Origin of the sequence: Shewanella sp. P1-14-1 (assembly GCF_001401775.1) — a bacterium.
Taxonomy (GTDB): domain Bacteria; phylum Pseudomonadota; class Gammaproteobacteria; order Enterobacterales; family Shewanellaceae; genus Shewanella; species Shewanella japonica.
This window is the reverse complement of the sequence record NZ_LKTL01000009.1, coordinates 1-20,964: the sequence shown is the minus strand read 5'-3', so window position 1 is coordinate 20,964 and position 20,964 is coordinate 1. Positions and strand designations below refer to the sequence as shown.

Here is a 20,964-nt window from a genome sequence, read left to right as displayed (position 1 = left end):
ACGACATTACTCCACATGGACGCGACGTTTGCCCGTCAACAATTGCTGCATTAGTGCCTTTTTCTCTTGCTTAAAGTGAGTAAGCTTGGTTTCGAGCACTTCGATTTCTTTATCGGCGGTGGTGAGGACTGAGGCTATTTTTTGTTGCTCAATCAAAGTTGGAAGTCTGACAGGTATTTTTTCACATACAGCTTTATTTATCTTAGGCTGTGCTGAGCCAGAGTTATATTTCCTATAATCTAAGCTCTCTAGATACATGCATAAGAAGTCAGTATCAGCGTTCTTGTTTGCTTTTAAAACGTGTGCATGGTTGTTTACCCACACCTTTCCTCGCACTACAAATACATGTGGTAGAACACGAGATAAGATATTTTCACCGTCTTCCCCTAACAAAATTATCTCATCATCAAAAATATAGTCATTTACATAATCAATAATGCCCGTTGCCCCGTAGTACGGGTAACTACCTTGAATGTTTGCTCGTTCTTCTTGTTTTATCGGTTTTCGTTGCCCATTGAGGAACTGTACGCATGATTTTAACTTAACCTCTTCCCATTCCCCCTCAAACGCCTTACCCGTTTCAGCCCCGTCTTTTGGTGAAGAGCGCAAACGCTTCTTACCCGTCAAAAGCTGCTGCATCAGAGCTTTTTTCTGCTGCTTGCTGGTTTCAATTAGCTTTTCAGTGGTTGCAATACCGCGATCCCATGTAGAAAGGATTTGGGCGATTTTGCGTTGTTCTGGGAGTGGGGGCATTGGCAGCTTTACAGCATAGATAGGCTTCTGTGAGACAAGTGGCTGCCCCCCTTTATTTCTAAGTCTAGATAAGTCAAACTTTTTAAGTTTGCTAACCAAATACTCTTTGTCGATATCAGAAGATACTGATTTGGTATATAAGGCGTTATCAGTAATCCAACATGCTTTATCAATGTATCGCGTTACACCACAATATTCGCCGACACGCCCAATTAAAATCACAGAATCTGAAGAGTTTTTTTGACTAGAGTACCCCATGATGTTGTTTCCGCCATAGACAGGGAATGGCGAATCATCAGAAAACTCTTTTTGCAAGTCAGTCGGTTTCGTATCTCCACTACCAAGCGTTAAAACATCACCTAGTTTAACTAAACTCCAACCATTAGGCACCATAACCCAACTCCTCTAGGTAACCCGCCATTTCGGCCTCAAGTTCAGCTAGTTCAGTTTGAAGTGCCAAACGCTCAGTACGAACAGCGACTAGATCGATTTCCTCTTCTTCCTCAAAAGTATCCACATAACGAGGGATGTTGAGGTTGTAGTCGTTCTCGGCAATCTCTTCGAGCGTTGCAAGGTATGAGTATTTATCGGTGGTTTCACGAGCTTTGTAGGTATCTACAATCTTCTGAATGTTCTCTGACGTTAGCTGGTTTTGGTTTTTCCCAGACTTGAACTCGCGAGAAGCATCAATAAACAGCACCTTGTTATCGTTTTTTTGTTTTTTGAAGATAAGGATCGCAGCAGGGATACCTGTACCAAAAAACAGCTTTTCTGGTAGACCGATTACGGTATCGAGTAGATTTTCATCAATAAGTTGCTTACGGATTTTACCCTCTGATGATGCACGGAATAGCACGCCATGAGGCACAACCACACCCATTCTTCCACTTTGAGGTTTTAATGTCTCAATCATGTGTGAGATAAACGCATAGTCGCCTTTGGTCTTTGGCGGAATACCACGGCGGAAGCGACCAAAGTGATCGCTTTCTGCGTCTTCATGTCCCCATTTATCTAACGAGAATGGCGGGTTTGCAGTTACCACGTCAAAGTGCAGTAAGCCACCATTAGCATCTTGCAGCTTAGGGTTACGAATGGTGTCGCCCCATTCAATGCGGTGGTTGTCTTCACCGTGCAGGAACATGTTCATTTTGGCTAGTGACCATGTTGAGCCAATCGCTTCTTGCCCAAACAGAGCGTACTGCTTCGAGCCGCCAAAATTCTTTTGAACTTGCTTACCACACTTCATCAACAGTGAGCCTGAACCACATGCAGGGTCGCAAATGCTGTCGCCTTGTTGTGGTTCTAAGATGATAGAAAGTAGATCCGACACCTCTGGTGGCGTATAGAACTCACCCGCCGATTTACCGCTGCCTGCGGCAAAGTGTTTGATTAGGTATTCATAAGCGTTACCAATCACGTCCAGCGAACCCACACGACTTGGACGCAGACTAAGCGTTGGTTTACCAAAATCTTCCATTAGATGACGCAGAATATCGTTTTTCTGTTTTTCATCACCGAGCTTATCTGTGTTAAAGCTGATGTCTTGGAACACATTTTTAAGCTTAGTGCCGTTGGCTTCTTCAATCGCGTGTAGGGCTTTATCAATACGTGAGCCATTACCCGCCTCAAAACGCGACTCATAAAGATCCCAAAATGTAGAACCCGTTGGAATTTTAAAAGATTGGCTTTCCATCATCGCGGCAATCAGCTCTGGTTCATCACCGTATTCTTTCGCTAGCTCATCTACTTTGTCTTGATGTACATCAGAAATATACTTCAAGAACAACATGGTCAAGATGAAGTCTTTGTAGATTGATGGGTCGACCGTGCCACGGAAAGTGTCACAGGCAGACCATACGGCCTTATTAATTTGATCTTGGTTGATTGGTAAATTAGGCATAAGAGTCTCTTAATTAGTTGATTCTTTTAAAATTGACTGGGTAATAGCGTCTAGCTCCAAACGCTTCAACTCAATTAACTTTTGATAAATTTGTCTTTGACGCTGTTCGTTCTTTACGATATTCAACACTTGGTATTGCGTCTCTAATGGTGGAATTGTTATCGGTGTTTTATCTAACACATTTCGACGAATACTCACTTGTGCTGAGCCTTCAGCTGATTGCTGAAAATACCGCTGCGCCTCTACTTGATTCAATTGCCAACCTAAAAACTCTGGTAAAAGGTTCGCACTGTTAACTCTGATCTGAAAATAGTGTGGAGAACAAACAATAGGCTTACTGATATCTGGCATGACAGATGCTAAATTTCTAGCCCCTCGTGCGGTAAAAATAATATCATTTTCTACAAGCCAATCAGGATCTTTACGCCCCACAACATCGGTTAGGGTTAATTTTTCCCAATAGATTTGCCCATCTGCATTTTGATCTCGCGTTTGAATAACATAACCATTTCCCTGCTCGGATTCTTTGATCGACCCCCTAAATGGATGCCCCGCTTTAATCACTGCTACTTCATCTAATGTTACTTTCATATGGCTCGCATCATTTTGAATGATGCAACAATAATACTTGACTCGGTCTAGAAAATCAACGTATTCTAGAAAAACAAAGCGTCATTACGAATGATGCACTTAAACTGGTTTGGGAGGATAATATGTCAACAACTGTAAACGCTGCATTTAATGCATTTATGAGTAACACCGTGAATTTAGATGGGAGTAGAACAAATACGGCACGCTCTAGTCGTGATTTCTTAAAAGGAAAAATATCAGGGCTAGAAGATTTTTTCCCACTCTACGGTGATAAGAATATCGATTTTGGCTCTTTTGCTCGTAGAACAAAAATCAAGCCTCTAGATGATATAGATATGATTTTCACGCTGAGTGCAAACGGCTGTACTTGGGAGGAAACCTTCGATGGTATTGTTTATATTACCACGTCAGCAGATTCCCCTGAGTATAAAGACTACCGACACGATAACTCATATAGACTTAACTCACGGAAAGTGATTAACCGCTTTGTTAGCAATTTATCTGACCTCAATCACTATGAGAAAGCAGAACTGCACCGTAACCAAAATGCGGCAACCCTGAAATTGACAAGCTATGACTGGAACTTTGACATAGTTCCTGCTTTCTTCACCACTGAAGATAGCGCGGGAAAAACTTATTACATCATTCCAGACGGCAAGGGTAACTGGATGAAAACAGATCCAAGACTTGACCGTCAGCGCGTCACAGATATCAATCAGCTATGTAATGGCCATGTACTTAACGCTATCCGAGCCATCAAGTATTGGCAGCGTCGTTCAACCATGCCTTCTATGTCGTCTTATTTGCTCGAGAGCATGGTGCTCAACCACTTCGAAGTCAAAGGTGAAGCAACCGAGTTTATTGATATCAATGTCATTAATATTCTTGGGTATATTAAAAATAATATATGGAGTTCTGTCGATGATCCAAAAGGGATTCAAGGAAATTTAAATACTTTAACTTATGACGATAAGCTAAAAATTTCCCAGAAAGCAGAAACTGACTTTAATACCGCTCTTGCTGCGCGTGAATTTGAGTCCGTAGGGGACCATGAGAAAGCCATAGGTGAATGGCGAAGAGTATACGGCACTGAATTCCCACAATATGGATAAAAATATGACTTGTATAGTAAGCAACCAAAAACAAGCTGCAGCAATCGAAGCAGGTACCGCATTCCGTTACGCCTATAACCGAGCGAAATTTTGGAAAGCCTTGATTTGGGGGGCAGCCCTTGCTCTCGCTTTTGTTCAGACTGTAGCATCGGTATATATTTTTTCTGGTAACAAAGCTCCATTTGACCCAGCTTATTTGACTATTGGTCCTTTACTAACTTTTATCTTCATTGGCACTTTCGGCAAGTATCTAGTCAACAAATGGCAGTCTAGGGGCTGTATGATACAAAGACTACACGACTACCAAACCATGGATATTGGCGATAAGCCTTCACAACTAGAGCTTCCCAAAAGCCTTGTTATGGAACTCAGCACAAAACGGCTTGAGCAAGCTCCTGGCGATCATGAACAGCTTGAAACATGGTGGTCTTCAGCACTTAAAGATGTGCCGTACCCTGTAGGAAAAGTCATTGCAACATACTCAACGTTCGCCTGGGAAAGTGAACTGAGAAAACGCTACCAAGGTTTATTAGTCTTTTTGTTGGTTACTTGTATCGCAATTCCAATCTTGGTGTCTCTCACATTGAACTACACCATATTACAGTCGTTGGCTTTTGTTATCGGTCCATTTACGCCCATAATTGCTGTAATACTCGATGAATGGATATTGAATAGACAGAGCCTGAAAATAGCAGAGCAGCTGACACAGGGGTGTTATAGCTCTTGGGACAATATTATCGCAGGCAAACTAAATAACGATGAGATGCACTCAGCAACTGAGCAACATATGCGTTACTGGCAAAACTTCCGACAATCAGCAACACCGATTTTTGAATGGCTATACAAGGTATCGAGAAAAAAAATGGAAAATAATATGCTTGTGGATACAGCCCAACTGATCTCGGACTTCAACGATAATAATTAACCTGAATCAAGAAGGTAATTGCCATGCCCAATGGGCTTGGCGGGAGATGGAAGAACAACCTCAAGCCAGTCTCTGTCATAAAGATAAAGCCAAAAAAATGCTGCATTACAGTCAGATTTAATATCACGGCGAATAGCATCATGATATTTCTGTCGATACCTTTGGATCTCTAAGCGATAACGTCGTCTCATTGACTCAAAGTGACATTTTTTTCGCCAATCGACTAAATCCGGTACACTGGAAATAACCTGCTCAACCGACCCTACCCCTATATCGCATCGTTCTGAAATCGACTTTCTATGCATACCTGAACGAGCGAGATGAACAATCTTACTTTTTAATTCTGATGTTAGCAGTCTAGGCTTTAGATTCAGTTTAATACCATGCTGCAGAGCTATTCGTTTTAGATAACAGCGGCTTTTTCCTGTGAGTCGAGTTACTTCGGCCATAGAGCGATTTTCTCCAAGCAGTTTTAAGCATCTATTTTCAAGTTGCAGGGCTTTAGCTTTAATCAGGCTCGGCTTGACCAAAGCTTCATTGGGCTCCGATTGTTTTTGTTTAAATATTTCATTTGGATGACTAAACAGCCAGCTGGCAAAGAGTAGGTGTCTGAATGGGTGGTGGCTCGTCTTTGGATTCAATAACTCAGATAAATATCGATAATCTTTAATATCATTGGGAAGTGGGGTATCTGCTCTAGAATGATAACTACCTACCCAAGTTATAAATTGTTGCATCAAAAGTTGGCGACGAACACGCCCACAGGATGTGATAAAACCCAAATCAGCTAGTCGCCATCGGTAAACTGAAGATAACTCTACAACGGGGAGTTCTTTCACGAGCATTAAGATGAGCTTTTGACTGAACTTAGCAACACGGTACTCAATATCCAACGCAGATTGAGTACCCCCATGACAAGATGGAAGTAGCCCCGCATCTAAGCGATGTTTTCGTTCTTCTAGCTCTATACTCTTCAGTAAGATTGGATGCTTATAACAGGCTATAACACCTGGGATCTGGTGTGCCCTATGCCAATAAGTCACCCCATAGCTTTGAATGTCTTGCTTAGCGCAGAGTTGGCACCACTTGAGACACACAGAACCTCCATGACCATATGAAGGTAACTGGCTTTCTCGAAGGGCTTTTGCGCCCTCATTAGCAAGCAAATACTTTTTAAGATTACTTGCATGTTCTGGCAAGTAAAAAAGAAAGAGTGGTGCTAAGGTTTGCTGGTATAACAACTCTTCTGGAGGCTCCTTAACAACATGAGATAAATGCTCAATTCCTGCTGTTAGTAAGGGATGTAGTGAAATTCGATTAGAGCCAAATGCTTTCTCGCAAAACCCTCCTACCTCATATCCAGATATAGCCACATAACGGATTAATCGCCCTAGCAACAACTCATCTGGTAGCACAGGAGGCAATAGCATGGCTCAAACTCTAACCGAAAGTCTTGAGCGGGTCTTCACAGAAAATTCCTTCCGATTTAAGCATACCTAAAGGGTTTTCCTCTTCTGATACTCGCTGTATTAATGCCGGATCTTCAATCAAGGCATGTAAATCATCCTCATACTGTAATTCAGTGATACGCTCAGCAAGTTCTGGATGGTGAGGGCGACTTAGGTCACCAGGTATCGTAACGAATTTACCTTTAGATTCAGTAATTGCTTTAGCTTCTTCTGAAGCCTCACTGTTTGGCTTATCATTTGTAGATTCTTTTTTACGCTTTAATAGAGAAAGTCTTAATTCATCAATGGCAGGCTTCGAGGATCTAATAGCTATACTTGCTCCTTTATTCAATACATCGGTAGTAATCCGCTCATCTAATGAGCCTATTACAGCTCGTTGTGCTGCGTAAAATATTCGCACTGCAAGATCCATATTACCTACAGACAAACTATAGAGACTATTACTTAAGTCCTGTGTCAATGGCGTTTGAACGTTAGTCCACTGTAATTCCCATAATGCATCAACAAAAAGTCCCCACTCAGCTTCTGAGTTTTTAAGTAAACCAATGTCAAAATAGCCGCCACTTTCCGCTCGTCGTGCGGCTTTAAGTGTTTTGCTTAATAACTTATCAAATGGGGGGTTTGCACAAAATAAAATTGGTATGCCAAGGTTATTCATCAAATTATGTAAGAAACCTAATAATCGCTCAGCGCCACCAGCTTTAGCTGTATTTAGGTTTTGCATCTCATCTATAACTAAGATGCCCAGAAAACTAGACTTCATTTTTGCTTCAATCTGCTTAATTAGCAGTGCAATAGTGCTGTGAGGCTTTGTATTTTCAATACCCATTTTCCTGTCAATTTCATCTAAAATCCGATGACAAAGCCCTTTTACACTTGAGTCATCAGGACAATCAACCTTAAGCCAAACAACTTGCGTTAAAGGTAATGACATACCGTTATAAGATTGATGATTAATTACATCAGGGTAAATACTTAGCACCTGTTCTAGCATTGATGTTTTACCTACGCCACTTTCACCAATGATAGTTATCCCGCACCCTTTAGGTTTAAAAAAACCAGAACGAGGCTTTATATTCGGTCTTTCCTCTAAAGAATAGTGAAGGTAATTCATTGTAGTTGGTGACAAAGGGTTTTTAGCTGAATAGCCATCTTTTATCGCAACTTCAATAGCGCGAAAGACATCAAAGTAAACAAGTTGCGGCTGACGAAGCCTGTTTAAACGAGTTAAGTACTCCACTCGTTCAGAGGCATCCTTTTGAGTATCCTTGATTAAGCATTTAGGATAATGTTCCAATTTACTAACTAAATCTTCATCAGTTAATTTCTTCGGCAGCGCCTCTATAAGGGCATTACCACTATGCTCAGGTAAAATGGGCTTTTGATAACGGGCATTCTCAACGTACATTAGTCACGATCCTTTTTACGCTTCAGCAGTGACACCACTTTTTGATTCCGCTCTTCTGGCCATTGGTCAACACGAGTTCCAACTTGTGGAGTTAACTCTATATCTGATGAACTACTGGATAATCGATCATTCTCAATCACTTTCCTTCTTCGCTCTTTCATCCCACGTGTACGTTCAGCTTTAGAAGATAAAGGAGGGGCATTCTTAGCCTCATCTTGAGCATGTTTCACAATCGCTTTTCGACGCTGATGCTGTTCCACAGATTTTGCGTCAGGTTTAGCTCGTTTTTTATCGAGCTTTTTCAAATCCTCAAACAGCAAAACATCTGCTCTATGTAGACCTTCAAGACTAGAAGATTGCAACATTAATTCACATCGAGTGAACCCCTCCATCTTTTGCAGCCTTACATAAATGAATGAGGAATTATCTTGATCGATTCGAGCCTCCATTGACCAACGAGATCCAGATCGAGCAATCGTTTTCCAATCCTCAAACTCTGGCCGATCACACTTATAGTACATATCGTCGTTGAGTCGAATTCCTTTTGAAGTCATAGAAACCGTTTCAACAGGTAATAAACGACTTCTAACTTCAGCCTCATTAACCTTATTTAAGGCATGTAAGTGTTTATCTAAATGAAAATTCCAGTAATTAATAGGACAAGGTTTATTAGCGGACTCTATAAACAAGCGACTCTGACCCGCTAAGCTGTCTAAATGATTCCGATTAAGTGACATAACCTCATCAATAAGTAATGTCGTGACCTCTTTTAATGTAAATATAGCATCAGCTCTTGGATCACGGTCCCCACGAGTATTTGGTCGCCCAAGAGTAGTTCCCTGAAGTTCGTGATTTAATCGCTGGTTCAACATATTGAATCGTTGTTCTATTGATCCTTTTCGGTCTGCCCTATAAGGGGGAGCAATGCTAAGATGGCCGATTAGGGGGACAGCTAAGTCTTCAGCATTTTTACAAATAAACTCCCCTCGGTCACATAACAGTCGCTGGGGAATATGGCTACACGGCCAATCCTTATCTTCGATGTCGATGCCAAATTGAGCACAGAACTCTTTTTTGGGTGTGAAACTATTAACCAAAGCCTGACGCCCTGCACGCCAAGAGGCAAACTCCATTGATACATGCATACCCACAATCATCCGGCTTTCTTTATCTATAACGAGATAAAGTGTTGGTCGCCCTAAAACATGATTACGCCTAATTTCTGATACGACATGTACATCTAGAACAGTAGCATCTAGCTCAAAACAACTACCAGGAACTTCTGTATGATCCGTCGATGACCCAGATAAACCTCTAAGATTGCGATCAAAATAACCTAAAGAAGTCTGCTTTCTAATTAGCTCTTGTCTAGGAACCAATCTGTTAACCCAATAAATAAAAGCTCTATAGCTCGGAACCCTTACCTCACGCTGCTCAATATCAGCAGATATTAATTCATCGGCATAAAACTCTTTTAACATCTGGTCGTACACCCGACTGTGAGTAGCCGCCTTTCCTCTTAAGCCATAACGCTTCATCGCTTTAAGGAACTTAACTTTGTCCTCTTCGCTTGTATTGACGCCTTTTGGAACAATAAGTCCTGGAGTGGATACTTGAATAGGAGAGCCTCGCTTTACATCACCAGCAACTCTTGACTTCCCTGCTCCCCCAGAATTTTTGTATGCTGGAAGCAATGCGTTAAGCTCTTGCCCATACTTCCAAAAAAGATTAAGTGACCGATATAAACCTTGAACGTATGTGCTTTGCTTTTTAGCGTGCTCTGCAACAAGTTTACACCTTGGGTTAAGTGAAACCTCCAGAAGAAAATTTGAAGCGGTGATTAATCCTTTAATTTGTTGAAAACGCTTATCCCTCTTATTCTTATGTGCTTCAGAGATCGTTTCCTCAGCAACAAGCTGGTAGAAGGGAGCTAAATAATCAGACGGGGATACTTGGCCATTTTCTATTGCTTCAATAAATATAGCGACAGAGACAGCTATGGGTCTTTGGAGATTAGTATCATCCGTAAGCCTGAATATCACAATCATTGAATCATCAGGGTAATGTTTTAAAACTCGGTAAGTTCCATCTTGAATCTCACCAACGTCTTTAATACTCCAAACACTATTTAATTCAACTTGCATTTTGTTGCTCTCCTATTCGGACCGCAACCTGTACAACCTGCAAAATGCCGCTTTCAGCTATAGGCTTATTAAGATCAACACGAATTTGCTTAGTTGCTAGTAGCACCTTCAGTAAAACCAAAGCATCATCATGCTCGATATCAAGTTCACTAATAAAGTCATTACATAAATCCTCAATTAAATTAGTCCCTAATTTAACAATAGACTTCGCTTTCTCAATTGTGTCATTTGGGAAATTACTCCCTTGCCGATACGGTGAAGTGAACCATTGAATATTTCGAGATTGGATTTGAGTCTGCTCTGTCATTGAAAATATATGAAATGCAATACCTTGTAGCTGCCACCAAACCCTCTCAATATCGAGTTTTTCAGCTGTACGTTTATCTTTTAAATCATCAGCAGGCTTAACACTTATCGCCTCATACCAAGTTTTAGTGCCGTCAGTCAGAGTTAAAAGAAAGTCCGTCGTCATCACATTGAAACATTTTTCTTTCGTCACTGGGTTTATCGGATGATCGATATCTAGTGTTTTTGCTATTTTGACCGAAAGGTCGAGTGGAAGAAGTGGGAATTGCTCACGAATATCAATAACAGGATCACAAAATTCTGCTAAATAGAAAAAGCATGATTCTTGCTCTGATAATGTGTGGTGAACTCGGTTAGATTTAAGTCCATCGATCTTACCGCTATTTCCGGCAGAATTAACATCTTGTACACGCAACCAAGGCGTGTACTCATCAGCTTCACCTAAGCCAAACTTATTCTTTAATGCTCGCTGATAATCTTTCGGTGTAACTAGCTTCCTAAACCGTCCCAAGTTAATTCACTCCACAGTATCTGGTTAAGTGAATTATAGCTTAGTGTACAAACTTTATTATTCCAATACCGCCTTGTGTACAAACTTTATTTTTTATGTACAAACTTTATTGTGCCAAAACATTTAAACAGCCATTCCAGCTGCAACACCAGATGACCAAGCCCATTGAAAGTTGAACCCTCCGAGCCAGCCACTGACATCCATGACTTCACCGATAAAATACAAACCAGCAACCGATTTCGCTTCCATGGTTTTCGATGACAATTCATTCGTATCAACGCCACCTAACGTCACTTCTGCAGTGCGATAACCTTCTGTGCCATTCATCACAATTGACCACTCATTTAACTCTTTAGCTATTTGATCTCGCTCGCCATGGCCTAATTGATTTAGGGCTTTATCAAGCTGTGCGGCATTAAATAACGCCTCAACCAAACGCTTTGGTAACCATTGGCTAATGGTATTGCGTAAGCTTTGTTTAGGGCTATTAGCTAAAGCAATTTCAAGCTTTTCAGCCGCGCTTTCATTAGGCAATAAATCAATACTAATAGCTTGACCCGCTTGCCAATAATTTGAAATTTGTAAAATAGCTGGCCCTGATAAACCACGGTGGGTAAACAACAACGCTTCACTAAACTGCGTGCCGTCTTCTGCTGTAATCGTTGACGGTACAGCAATACCTGATAGTGGCTCAAAACGTGCCTTTTGATCACTATGCCATGTAAAAGGTACTAAACCCGCCTGGGTTGGCAGCACCGATAATCCAAATTGTTCAGCAAGCTTATAGCCATATGGCGACGCACCAAGTTTCGGCATAGATAACCCACCCGTTGCGATAACCAGTGAGTCACAGCTAAAGTCACCATTTGACGTCAGCACTTCAAATTGGCCTTGAGCATTCTTGCTCACTTTGGTCATTTCTGTACGTAATTGCACTTTGGCGCCAGCCCATTCACATTCCGTCATGAGCATATTGACGATGTCTTTCGCTGAGTCATTACAAAACAGTTGACCATGATCTCGCTCGTGATAATCAATACCATGACGTTCCACAAGTTCAATAAAATCTGAAGAACGATACCTTGCCAGTGCAGACTTTACAAAGTGGCTGTTACCACAGATAAAATTGTGCGGTTCAACTTTTTGGTTGGTAAAATTACAACGCCCACCACCACTAATCAGAATTTTTTTACCCGCTTGTTTGGCATTATCCAATACCAGTACGTCACGACCACGATAGCCTGCAGTTGCCGCACACATTAAGCCCGCAGCTCCTGCACCAATAATAATTACGTCATGATGTATCACTTGTTTACTCTCTCACTTTGGGTGGTGCTAATAAGGCATTGGCCAACAAGCCGGGTTAACTATCTGCCGAAAATAAAGCGCTATTAATAACAGACTACTTTATCATCAGACACAAAAAAGGGCGCTATATTAGCACCCTTTCAGTCGTATTCACACTCACGCTACTCAGAGATGGTCTCAGACTTTTGGTCTCGCCCTAGTAGCTCTTTAGCCGCTTCAACTGGCGTTTTACCTTGATAAAGCACTTGGTAAATTTGCTCAGTTATCGGCATTTCAACACCAAGTCGTTTCGCTAATGTGTAAACTTCTTTGGTATTACGATAACCTTCAACCACTTGGCCAATTTCTGTTTGCGCAGTATCGACATCACTGCCTTTACCTAATGCTAAACCAAAACGGCGGTTACGTGATTGGTTATCGGTACAGGTCAACACTAGGTCACCTAAACCAGCCATTCCCATAAAGGTGTTATTGTCGGCACCCAGTGCCACACCAAGACGAGTCAATTCAACCAAACCACGAGTGATTAATGCTGTACGCGCATTGGCACCAAAGCCAATACCATCAGACATGCCAGCACCAATTGCGATAACGTTTTTTACCGCGCCACCTAATTGTAAACCGGTAAAGTCATCATTTGCATAAACACGTAAGCGTTTAGGACTATGCAATAACTCCACTAAATCACTGGTAAAGTCGGCACAGGTACCTGCAACTGAGATTGCTGTAGGCATTCCAGCAGCAAGCTCTTTAGCGAATGTTGGCCCAGATAACACAGCGAGAGGAATATCATCCCCTAATTGTTCTCGAGCAACATCTTGCAATAATCGACCTGTTTCTGGCTCTAAACCTTTAGTTGCCCAGACAATGCGAGCATCATCTCGAAGCAATGGTTTAGCTTGACTGAGAACTAAACCAAATACATGGCTTGGTACTACAACCAACACATTTTTACTCGCTGCTAATGCTTTACCTAAGTCAGACTCTAGCTCAAGCGTATCAGGGAAAGCGATCCCTGGTAAAAATGCGCTGTTGGCTCTGTCTTTGGCAAGGGCTTCCATGTGCTCAGGCTCATGACCCCATAGCAAGGTCTTATGACCACTGCTGGCGAGAGAAATGGCAAGGGCGGTGCCATAAGACCCCGCCCCTAATACCGTAATTTCGGTAGCGTTACTCATAAATATTAAGCGTTTTCTTCAGCAGCTGGTGCTGCAGCAGCTTCTTGCTGGCGCTGTTGAACGTATTGAGCGAATAACGCGTCAAAGTTCACTGGAGCAAGGTTAAGCTGTGGGAACGTACCACGAGAAACTAAGTTACCTACTGTTTCACGTGCGTATGGGAATAAAACGTTAGGGCAGTATGCACCTAAAGAGTGAGCCAATTGCTGCTCAGTTAAACCAGTGATAGAGAAAATACCAGCTTGTTGTACTTCACATAAGAAAGCGGTTTCGTCGCCATTTTGTGCAGTGACGGTTAACGAAAGAACAACTTCATACACGTCGTCAGAAAGTTTGTTGCTACGAGTATCAAGATCTAGCTTAACTTCTGGGTTCCATTCTTTTTGGAAAACAGCTGGGCTGTTTGGCGTTTCAAATGAAACATCTTTAGTGAATACGCGTTGAATGTTGAATTGTGGTGCTTGTTCTTCGTTGTTTGCTACTTCAGCCATGATTTCCTACCTTCAAATGTGTTTTAGCTCTTCTGTGAGGCTAATTTTAAATTTGGGCTTTTATTCCTAAAACCTAGCCAAAGCCTAGATATTAGTCCATCCCGATTAAAGTTGATCTAACTAGTTAACAAAACGCCTTAAAGCCCTTTATACAAGTAGGATCTTGTTGGACCCGCTAACATTCATTAGCAAGTCGCTGGATATATTTACTTCTTACCTTTTACTGTTGGTAAGTTTGCAGCAGTCCAGTCGCCCATACCGCCTTTTAAGTTGCTGACATTTTCAAAGCCTTGTGTAACAAGAAGTTGAGCTGCTTGCGCAGATGTCATTCCAGCATTACATACAGTAATAATGGGACTGCTTTTATACTTTTCAAGGGCAGTGGCTTTATTATTTTTAATTTCAGACAAAGGCACGTTTAACGCATCTACGATATGCCCTTTACGGAACTCTTCTTGCGAACGAACATCAATCACTTTACCGCCTTGCTTGTTCATCAGCATGGTCAATTCTTGTGTGTTGACGTTGATAACTTTAGATGTTGCTGTCTTAATTGTCGTCACAACTACAGCGATGAACAAACCAACCCAAGCGATACTTAAAACTGGGTTCGCCTGAAAAAATTCAATATATTCTTGCATCTTCTCTGCCTACTTTTAGATTGGCTAAAATTAATAAGCCACAGAGTATACCGACTGCGTCTTTATAATGCAGCAAGTTCACGCTTAATCATCACCGATGGGGGCTTATTAGTGACACTTTACACATTAAAGGTTGCATAAAATTAACAAGCCAGCGCCAAAATCATGATGATTTCGCTTTCATTGCAAAAAATTCATCTTGGCTAACCGGTATACCAGCTCCGATATTGCTATATAAATCGGCATGAAGAACAGGCTATATAAGGTAAATATCTTTTTCAGCGCCAGCATAAGTAGTAATATCCATATCAATTAAATTTTACTTTCTCATAAACTTTACACTTTAACTTTAAAAATAGAGGTACTTCCATGGCGACTCAAAAGCGTCCACTGGCATTACTTATCTTAGATGGCTGGGGCTACCGTGAAAATACGCATAATAATGCGATTTATCATGCCAACACCCCTGTTCTAGATAAACTTAATGCTACTTACCCCCATAGCCTGATTTCTGGTTCAGGTATGGATGTTGGCCTACCTGACGGCCAAATGGGTAATTCAGAAGTCGGCCATATCAATATTGGTTCTGGCCGCATTGTCTATCAAGAGCTGACTCGTATCAGTAAGTCTATTGCTGACAATGAGTTTGCACAAAACACTGCACTGTGCGAATCCATTGATAAAGCCATCAGTAAAGATGGCGCTGTGCATATCATGGGGTTAATGTCGCCAGGTGGTGTACATAGCCATGAAGAGCATATTGAAGCTATGTGTCGTATGGCTGTAGAGCGTGGTGCCACAAAAGTGTACTTGCATGCATTTTTAGATGGCCGTGATACGCCTCCACGCAGCGCTAAAGGCTCACTAGAGCACTTTGACGAACTGTTTAAATCACTAGGTCACGGTAAAATAGCCTCACTACTTGGTCGCTATTATGCAATGGACCGTGATAACCGCTGGGATCGTGTTGAGAAGGCTTATAACCTTATCACCCAAGGCCAAGCTGAATTTAACTTCTCAAGTGCTGTCGATGCATTAGAGGCGGCATATGCGCGTGATGAAAACGATGAGTTTGTAGCTGCTACGACCATCGGTGATACTGTGTCATTAGAAGACAATGACGCACTGATATTTATGAATTTCCGTGCTGACCGAGCTCGCCAAATCACTCGCAGTTTTGTTAATGCCGATTTTGACGGTTTTAAGCGCCAGGTCACGCCTAGTGTGAACTTTGTCATGTTGACGAACTATGCCAACGACATTAAAGCTCCCGTCGCTTTCCCATCTACTGACTTAGTAAATACCTTAGGTGAAACATTACAAAACCTAGGCAAGACTCAGTTACGTATCTCTGAAACCGAAAAATATGCTCACGTAACATTTTTCTTTAATGGCGGTAAAGAGCAGCCGTTTGAAGGCGAAAGCCGCGAGTTAATTAAGTCTCCTGACGTAGCAACTTACGATCTTCAACCAGAGATGAACTCAACTGAATTAACCGATAAATTGGTTGCTGCAATTGAGTCTAACGAGTTTGATGTCATCATATGTAACTACCCTAATGGCGATATGGTTGGTCATACTGGCAACTTCGACGCTGCAGTAAAAGCATGTGAAGCGGTTGATGCTTGTATTGGCCGAGTTGTTGATGCATTACAAAAAGTTGGCGGCGAATGCTTAATTACAGCCGATCATGGTAATGCTGAGCAAATGACTGATGAAACCACAGGCCAAGCACATACTGCTCACACAAGTGAGTTAGTGCCATTTATCTACGTCGGTCGTGACGCGACAATTGAAGATGGTGGCCGATTGAGCGATATCGCGCCAACTATGTTAACCTTGATGGAACAAGACGTGCCATCAGAAATGACAGGCCGCTCAATTATTAATCTCAAAGAGTAAATAGCCACTCGTGAATAGACGACAACTGTTCAAAGCCAGCATATTTGCTGGCTTTCTGATAATTTCATCATCAGTTCAAAGTGCCGATCTGAATAAGCGTCAGTCAGAGCTTAAAGCCATTCAAGCGCAGATCAATCAACAACAAAACTCTTTGAAAGACACCAGTCGTCAACGAGAAAAGCTCATCTCGCTGCTTAAGCGTGATGAGCAAGCTATTTCAAATGCAGCTCAAAAAGTCAATCAAACCCAATCTTCACTAACTCAAGTTAACAGTAAACTTAGTGAGTTAGAGACTGAAACGATTCAATTAGACAAGCGACGAACTACGCAACAAAAAACCTTATCAAAGCAATTATCTAGTGCCTATTTAGCTGGTAATCATGACTACTCAAAAATGATGTTAAACCAGCAGAATCCAGCGACTGTTGAACGTATGCTGGCTTACTATCAGTACCTTAATAATGCTCGAATTAAAGCCATTACAGATTTAAAGGCGACCATAGAGCAATTAGACACAGTCAAGCAGCAGCAAGTCACTGAACAACAAAAGCTTAATGCACTTATTATTGAGCAAAAGCAACAAGCTGAACAACTGAGTAAAGAGCAAAGCCAGCGTAAACAAACGTTGGCACAAATTCAGCGAACCTTAACGAGTAAAGGGGCTGAACTTGAGCAAATGCAAATCGAAGAAGCCAGCTTAAAGCGGCTTATCGAGCAAGCGTTACTTGCAGCTAAAGACAATCCTGAAATGGACGGCCTTGCTAAACGACGAGGCAAATTAAACTGGCCTACTAAAGGGCATTTAGCATCTAAATTTGGCAGTCGCCGCTCAGGACAAATACGCTGGAAAGGCGTCGTTATCGCTGCACCAGAAGGACGGAGTATTACCGCTGTTGCGCCAGGTACCGTCATTTATGCTGATTGGCTACGTGGTTTTGGTATGGTCATGGTTGTCGATCATGGTGAAGGCTACATGAGCCTGTACGGTCACGCTCAGGCACTGTTAATTCAGCCAGGAGAAACTGTACAGAAAGGAGAATCTATTGCTCTTGTCGGGAGTTCAGGCGGACAGACAGAATCTGGCCTATACTTTGAAATACGACACAAAGGGCAAGCCGTTAACCCAGCGAAATATTGTCGATAAACAACTGGCTAGGAAGCCTAACTCGCTGAACTAACCGACGCCCTGTATGTACCTTGACGGTATTAAGGGGCTGTTATGATGCAATTTGCACGCTATTTATTATGTTTTTTCTTGGGTATTTCGGTTGCGCTTTCGATGAGCTTGTCTAGCTCTGAGCAACATTATAAATCAGATTCTGAGTACAGCTACAGCCTGCTACTTGATGTGATAGATACCATCCACACTTATTACTTTAATGACGTCAATCGCGAACAACTGATCGAGTTTGCCATTGATGGCATTTTTACAAATCTCGACCCATATTCAGGCTTTTTAGACGCTAACGATTACCAAAGCATCAATGACAATAATAGTGGTCAATACTTTGGATACGGTTTCGAAGTGGCCACCGATGATGACCAGATCACGATTATTACTCCTTATCCTAACTCTCCTGCAGCTAGAGCCAACTTGCAGCCTGGTGATAAAGTACTTCAGCTAAACGATACTGTCATTGACAGTGCAAATTTAACTGATGTGCTAATGGATATTAAACAAAACAGCAACGCCAAACAGACCATTAATTTAACCATCGAGCGTGAAGAAAATGCGCCGTTCGAGTTGTCACTTAACCCTGAACTTATTCATATAGAATCCATCAATGCCAAAATACTCAAAGGTAATATTGGTTATATCCAATTGAACTCGTTTCAAGAAGATGCAACAAGCGCCATCATTAGACAATCTAAACTTTGGAAGGACATTGAGTTAACAGGGCTTATTCTGGATGTGCGTAATAATCCTGGTGGGTTATTAGGACAGGCCATCAGTATCGCTGACTTGTTTTTACAAAATGGACTCATTGTTTCTACAGAAGGAAGATTTTTTGATGCCAACGAAGTGTATTACGCATCCCAGCCAGCTATTTTTAAGCACGTTCCTATGGTGGTATTAATTAATAAGGGTTCAGCATCTGCATCTGAAGTGCTTGCTGCGGCACTACAAGAAAATAACCGCGCAACTTTAGTCGGTGAAACAAGTTTTGGTAAAGGCACAGTACAAAGCCTGATCCCTATGTTAGAAATGGGGAATGCCATTAAACTCACCATCGCCAAATATAGTACGCCAGATGGTAATGATATCCACAGCAAAGGAATTGAACCTGACATCAAAATTTCTAACGAAGCTATTCTAAATTCTGAATATCTGGATATAATTGAGCAATCAACTGCGCAATATGATGAGCCACAGGATGGCCAGATTTCTTCAGCTATTGCATGGATAACAACACATAACTAAAAAGCAGACTCAGTGCGCTACTTATTTTTTTTATTAACGTTACTTTTTATTGGTCCAGTTCAAGCAGTCAACATAGCAATCATCATTGACGATATCGGTTATCGTCAATCAGATGAGGCCGTGTTGTCACTACCAAATAGCGTGACACTGTCAGTATTACCTCATACACCATTAGGTCAAAAACTTGCCGAGCAAGGACATCATCAAGGAAATGAAATCATGCTGCATATTCCTATGCAGGCCTTGAACGGTAAAAAACTGGGTAATGGTGGACTTACTAATCAAATGAGCGAACAACAACTCAAACAAGAGTTAACGGCATCGCTTGCCAATATCCCATATGCCAAAGGTGCAAATAACCATATGGGCAGCTTGCTAACTCAGTTAGACAACCCGATGAACTGGTTAATGGAAAGCCTAAAACAGAAACAGCTTTATTTTGTCGATAGTGTGACTACACGTTACAGCAAAGCCAGTAGTAAGGCTGAGAAACACGGTGTTCCACTGCTACGTAGAGAGATATTCTTAGATAACGATGTCAGTGAAGTTGCACTTGAAAAGCAATTTTCACAAATCATTGAGAAAGCAAAACAGCAAGGAAGTCTAGTTGTTATAGCGCACCCTTATCCTGAAACGGTACGCTTTTTAAATCGAAACTTACATCGATTAGAGGCAAAAGGCATTAACCTAGTTCATACTTCGACATTACTGCCTGTCACAATGGCAAAAAGCGAGGGGGCTAGCTCAACTCAAGTACTGAGATAGAGAGATCAGGTAACGTCTCAAGTAATTCATCTGCATTTGCGACAATGTCAGCCAACGTTGATTCAGCAAGCACCGCCATATAAGCCGCTACCGCTTTAGCCAATATACCTTTTAAGCTACATGCTGGCGTAAATCGGCAATAAGGCTCAGTGCAATTAACTGGCGCTAATGACGGCTCTAATTCACCGACCAACTTAGCTAAATTAATGTCAGCTGGCGCCACTGCCAATTTAAATCCGCCACTCTTACCACGTATGGTTTGGATGTAGCCAAGCTTACCTAAATGATGAATAATCTTCGCAACATGGTTTGAAGATAACTCAAACACCGTAGTCACTTCCGCAATACGAAATAATGTCTCTCTTTTTGGCTGTGCAGCAAGGTACATTAGAATACGAATGCCATAATCAGTATAGCGAGTTAGTTGCATGAGTTAGTTCCAACATTTAAATACATAATCAACAAGTGGATGATTCAAGATCAGTAATCAACCAAAGCGCTTGTTCATTTGACGTACTACACACATCGATTGTGGCAGTAAAATCCGAGCATACTTTAGGTCTAGAGGGGTCGCCGAACAGTTTACAAAGGTTGTCATCATTTAACTGAATACAACGTTCTCCAGCAGGTTTACCATCTGGCATTCCTGGAATTGGGCTTGTAATAGAAGGTGCGATGCAGCAAGCACCACAACCAAGACGGCAGTCCATAAAAGTACCTAAGTGTTAAAGCAGCAATATATCTTACTAATGGCTAATATAGAATCATCTTTTCTATAAAACGCACTCAAAATACATCTTTAAGTAAAAAATGAGAGTTACGTAGAAATTATAACCTGATATTCAATGCATTGTGATGGCGCTATATGGCGTTAACTATCAATGATGTTTCTGTTAGTTAAGCTATATGCGAAAAAAGTGACACGACACGATAGCCCGTTATTAAGCTAACAAGAACAAACGATGACAGCATTCAATTAAAGCGTAATAGAATTTAAGTTTAACGCAGCACGTAAATTTCGACTCAAAACGAAAAAAGCCTCTACATTGCTGTAGAGGCTTTCGTCTTTATGTTGGCGGAGCGGACGGGACTCGAACCCGCGACCCCCGGCGTGACAGGCCGGTATTCTAACCAACTG

The 20,964-nt window shown here is 41.6% G+C and carries 19 protein-coding genes; 6 read left to right on the top strand and 13 right to left on the bottom strand.

The genetic code is table 11. From position 1 onward, the window contains the following. Positions 1-6: 6 nt before the first annotated feature. The 3 genes from AN944_RS08050 to AN944_RS08040 are packed head-to-tail and all read right to left on the bottom strand — an operon-like array spanning position 7 to position 3,244. The gene (locus AN944_RS08050; protein ID WP_055024091.1) at positions 7-1,146 is read right to left on the bottom strand and encodes a restriction endonuclease subunit S; all 1,140 of its coding nucleotides are present in this window, start codon (positions 1,144-1,146) and stop codon (positions 7-9) included. Continuing rightward, positions 1,136-2,653: a type I restriction-modification system subunit M gene (locus AN944_RS08045; protein ID WP_055024090.1), complete on the bottom strand. Its 1,518-nt coding sequence runs from the start codon at positions 2,651-2,653 to the stop codon at positions 1,136-1,138. The genes AN944_RS08050 and AN944_RS08045 overlap by 11 nt, the downstream gene beginning before the upstream one ends. A gap of 9 nt (positions 2,654-2,662) precedes the next feature. Next, positions 2,663-3,244 carry a restriction endonuclease subunit S gene (locus AN944_RS08040; RefSeq protein ID WP_055024089.1) on the bottom strand — a complete coding sequence of 194 codons (582 nt, stop codon included), beginning with the start codon at positions 3,242-3,244 and terminating at the stop codon, positions 2,663-2,665. A gap of 122 nt (positions 3,245-3,366) precedes the next feature. Here AN944_RS08040 and AN944_RS08035 point away from each other — a divergent pair, with 122 nt between their 5' ends. Together AN944_RS08035 and AN944_RS08030 are read left to right on the top strand one after the other, a co-directional pair. Next, positions 3,367-4,356 (top strand): SMODS domain-containing nucleotidyltransferase, encoded by a 990-nt coding sequence (locus AN944_RS08035; RefSeq protein ID WP_055024088.1) that lies wholly within the window; start codon positions 3,367-3,369, stop codon positions 4,354-4,356. 4 nt (positions 4,357-4,360) lie between these two features. Continuing rightward, a complete protein-coding gene (locus tag AN944_RS08030) occupies positions 4,361-5,281 on the top strand; it encodes an S-4TM family putative pore-forming effector (RefSeq protein WP_144430163.1) in 921 nt (306 codons plus the stop codon). On the opposite strand, the gene AN944_RS08025 is transcribed toward AN944_RS08030, so the two are convergent. The 8 genes from AN944_RS08025 to AN944_RS07990 all read right to left on the bottom strand — a co-directional run bounded on the left by AN944_RS08025 (position 5,278) and on the right by AN944_RS07990 (position 14,737). After that, positions 5,278-6,711: a TnsD family Tn7-like transposition protein gene (locus AN944_RS08025; protein ID WP_055024086.1), complete on the bottom strand. Its 1,434-nt coding sequence runs from the start codon at positions 6,709-6,711 to the stop codon at positions 5,278-5,280. The two genes, AN944_RS08030 and AN944_RS08025, sit on opposite strands and share 4 nt — an antisense overlap. A gap of 10 nt (positions 6,712-6,721) precedes the next feature. Then, a complete protein-coding gene (locus AN944_RS08020; protein WP_055024085.1) occupies positions 6,722-8,158 on the bottom strand; it encodes an ATP-binding protein in 1,437 nt (478 codons plus the stop codon). After that, positions 8,158-10,302, bottom strand: a complete 2,145-nt coding sequence (locus AN944_RS08015; protein WP_055024084.1) for a DDE-type integrase/transposase/recombinase — start codon at positions 10,300-10,302, stop codon at positions 8,158-8,160. Before AN944_RS08015 ends, AN944_RS08020 begins: the two co-directional genes overlap by 1 nt. Continuing rightward, positions 10,292-11,119, bottom strand: coding sequence for a TnsA endonuclease N-terminal domain-containing protein (locus tag AN944_RS08010; RefSeq protein ID WP_055024083.1), 828 nt, complete (start codon positions 11,117-11,119; stop codon positions 10,292-10,294). The genes AN944_RS08015 and AN944_RS08010 overlap by 11 nt, the downstream gene beginning before the upstream one ends. A gap of 123 nt (positions 11,120-11,242) precedes the next feature. Further along, positions 11,243-12,427, bottom strand: coding sequence for an NAD(P)/FAD-dependent oxidoreductase (locus AN944_RS08005; RefSeq protein ID WP_055024082.1), 1,185 nt, complete (start codon positions 12,425-12,427; stop codon positions 11,243-11,245). A gap of 161 nt (positions 12,428-12,588) precedes the next feature. Further along, positions 12,589-13,605 (bottom strand): NAD(P)H-dependent glycerol-3-phosphate dehydrogenase, encoded by a 1,017-nt coding sequence (gpsA, locus tag AN944_RS08000; RefSeq protein ID WP_055024081.1) that lies wholly within the window; start codon positions 13,603-13,605, stop codon positions 12,589-12,591. A 5-nt stretch (positions 13,606-13,610) separates the two neighbouring features. Further along, positions 13,611-14,096, bottom strand: a complete 486-nt coding sequence (gene secB, locus AN944_RS07995) for a protein-export chaperone SecB (protein ID WP_055024080.1) — start codon at positions 14,094-14,096, stop codon at positions 13,611-13,613. A 206-nt stretch (positions 14,097-14,302) separates the two neighbouring features. Next, positions 14,303-14,737, bottom strand: a complete 435-nt coding sequence (locus AN944_RS07990; RefSeq protein ID WP_055024079.1) for a rhodanese-like domain-containing protein — start codon at positions 14,735-14,737, stop codon at positions 14,303-14,305. Positions 14,738-15,106: 369 nt separating this feature from the next. Here AN944_RS07990 and gpmM point away from each other — a divergent pair, with 369 nt between their 5' ends. From gpmM to AN944_RS07970, 4 genes are all read left to right on the top strand, one after another. After that, the gene (gpmM, locus tag AN944_RS07985) at positions 15,107-16,639 is read left to right on the top strand and encodes a 2,3-bisphosphoglycerate-independent phosphoglycerate mutase (RefSeq protein WP_055024078.1); all 1,533 of its coding nucleotides are present in this window, start codon (positions 15,107-15,109) and stop codon (positions 16,637-16,639) included. Positions 16,640-16,649: 10 nt separating this feature from the next. Further along, positions 16,650-17,783, top strand: coding sequence for a murein hydrolase activator EnvC (locus AN944_RS07980; RefSeq protein WP_055024077.1), 1,134 nt, complete (start codon positions 16,650-16,652; stop codon positions 17,781-17,783). A gap of 75 nt (positions 17,784-17,858) precedes the next feature. After that, entirely contained in the window at positions 17,859-19,061 is a 1,203-nt protein-coding gene (locus AN944_RS07975) for a S41 family peptidase (protein WP_055024076.1), read from the top strand. A gap of 12 nt (positions 19,062-19,073) precedes the next feature. Further along, on the top strand, positions 19,074-19,826 hold the full coding sequence (locus tag AN944_RS07970; protein WP_055024075.1) for a divergent polysaccharide deacetylase family protein: 753 nt from the start codon (positions 19,074-19,076) through the stop codon (positions 19,824-19,826). On the opposite strand, the gene AN944_RS07965 is transcribed toward AN944_RS07970, so the two are convergent. Together AN944_RS07965 and AN944_RS07960 are read right to left on the bottom strand one after the other, a co-directional pair. Next, positions 19,801-20,256, bottom strand: coding sequence for an Rrf2 family transcriptional regulator (locus tag AN944_RS07965; RefSeq protein ID WP_055024074.1), 456 nt, complete (start codon positions 20,254-20,256; stop codon positions 19,801-19,803). The two genes, AN944_RS07970 and AN944_RS07965, sit on opposite strands and share 26 nt — an antisense overlap. A 28-nt stretch (positions 20,257-20,284) precedes the next feature. Further along, positions 20,285-20,536, bottom strand: coding sequence for a YkgJ family cysteine cluster protein (locus tag AN944_RS07960; RefSeq protein WP_055024073.1), 252 nt, complete (start codon positions 20,534-20,536; stop codon positions 20,285-20,287). Positions 20,537-20,964: the final 428 nt, after the last annotated feature.

What these genes read in the sequence shown, in the direction of transcription:
- AN944_RS08050 (WP_055024091.1), bottom strand. Translation starts at nt 1,146, where the DNA reads ATGGTGCCTAATGGTTGGAGTTTAGTTAAACTAGGTGATGTTTTAACG.
- AN944_RS08045 (WP_055024090.1), bottom strand. Translation starts at nt 2,653, where the DNA reads ATGCCTAATTTACCAATCAACCAAGATCAAATTAATAAGGCCGTATGG.
- AN944_RS08040 (WP_055024089.1), bottom strand. Translation starts at nt 3,244, where the DNA reads ATGAAAGTAACATTAGATGAAGTAGCAGTGATTAAAGCGGGGCATCCA.
- AN944_RS08035 (WP_055024088.1), top strand. Translation starts at nt 3,367, where the DNA reads ATGTCAACAACTGTAAACGCTGCATTTAATGCATTTATGAGTAACACC.
- AN944_RS08030 (WP_144430163.1), top strand. Translation starts at nt 4,361, where the DNA reads ATGACTTGTATAGTAAGCAACCAAAAACAAGCTGCAGCAATCGAAGCA.
- AN944_RS08025 (WP_055024086.1), bottom strand. Translation starts at nt 6,711, where the DNA reads ATGCTATTGCCTCCTGTGCTACCAGATGAGTTGTTGCTAGGGCGATTA.
- AN944_RS08020 (WP_055024085.1), bottom strand. Translation starts at nt 8,158, where the DNA reads ATGTACGTTGAGAATGCCCGTTATCAAAAGCCCATTTTACCTGAGCAT.
- AN944_RS08015 (WP_055024084.1), bottom strand. Translation starts at nt 10,302, where the DNA reads ATGCAAGTTGAATTAAATAGTGTTTGGAGTATTAAAGACGTTGGTGAG.
- gpsA (WP_055024081.1), bottom strand. Translation starts at nt 13,605, where the DNA reads ATGAGTAACGCTACCGAAATTACGGTATTAGGGGCGGGGTCTTATGGC.
- secB (WP_055024080.1), bottom strand. Translation starts at nt 14,096, where the DNA reads ATGGCTGAAGTAGCAAACAACGAAGAACAAGCACCACAATTCAACATT.
- AN944_RS07990 (WP_055024079.1), bottom strand. Translation starts at nt 14,737, where the DNA reads ATGCAAGAATATATTGAATTTTTTCAGGCGAACCCAGTTTTAAGTATC.
- gpmM (WP_055024078.1), top strand. Translation starts at nt 15,107, where the DNA reads ATGGCGACTCAAAAGCGTCCACTGGCATTACTTATCTTAGATGGCTGG.
- AN944_RS07975 (WP_055024076.1), top strand. Translation starts at nt 17,859, where the DNA reads ATGATGCAATTTGCACGCTATTTATTATGTTTTTTCTTGGGTATTTCG.
- AN944_RS07965 (WP_055024074.1), bottom strand. Translation starts at nt 20,256, where the DNA reads ATGCAACTAACTCGCTATACTGATTATGGCATTCGTATTCTAATGTAC.
- AN944_RS07960 (WP_055024073.1), bottom strand. Translation starts at nt 20,536, where the DNA reads ATGGACTGCCGTCTTGGTTGTGGTGCTTGCTGCATCGCACCTTCTATT.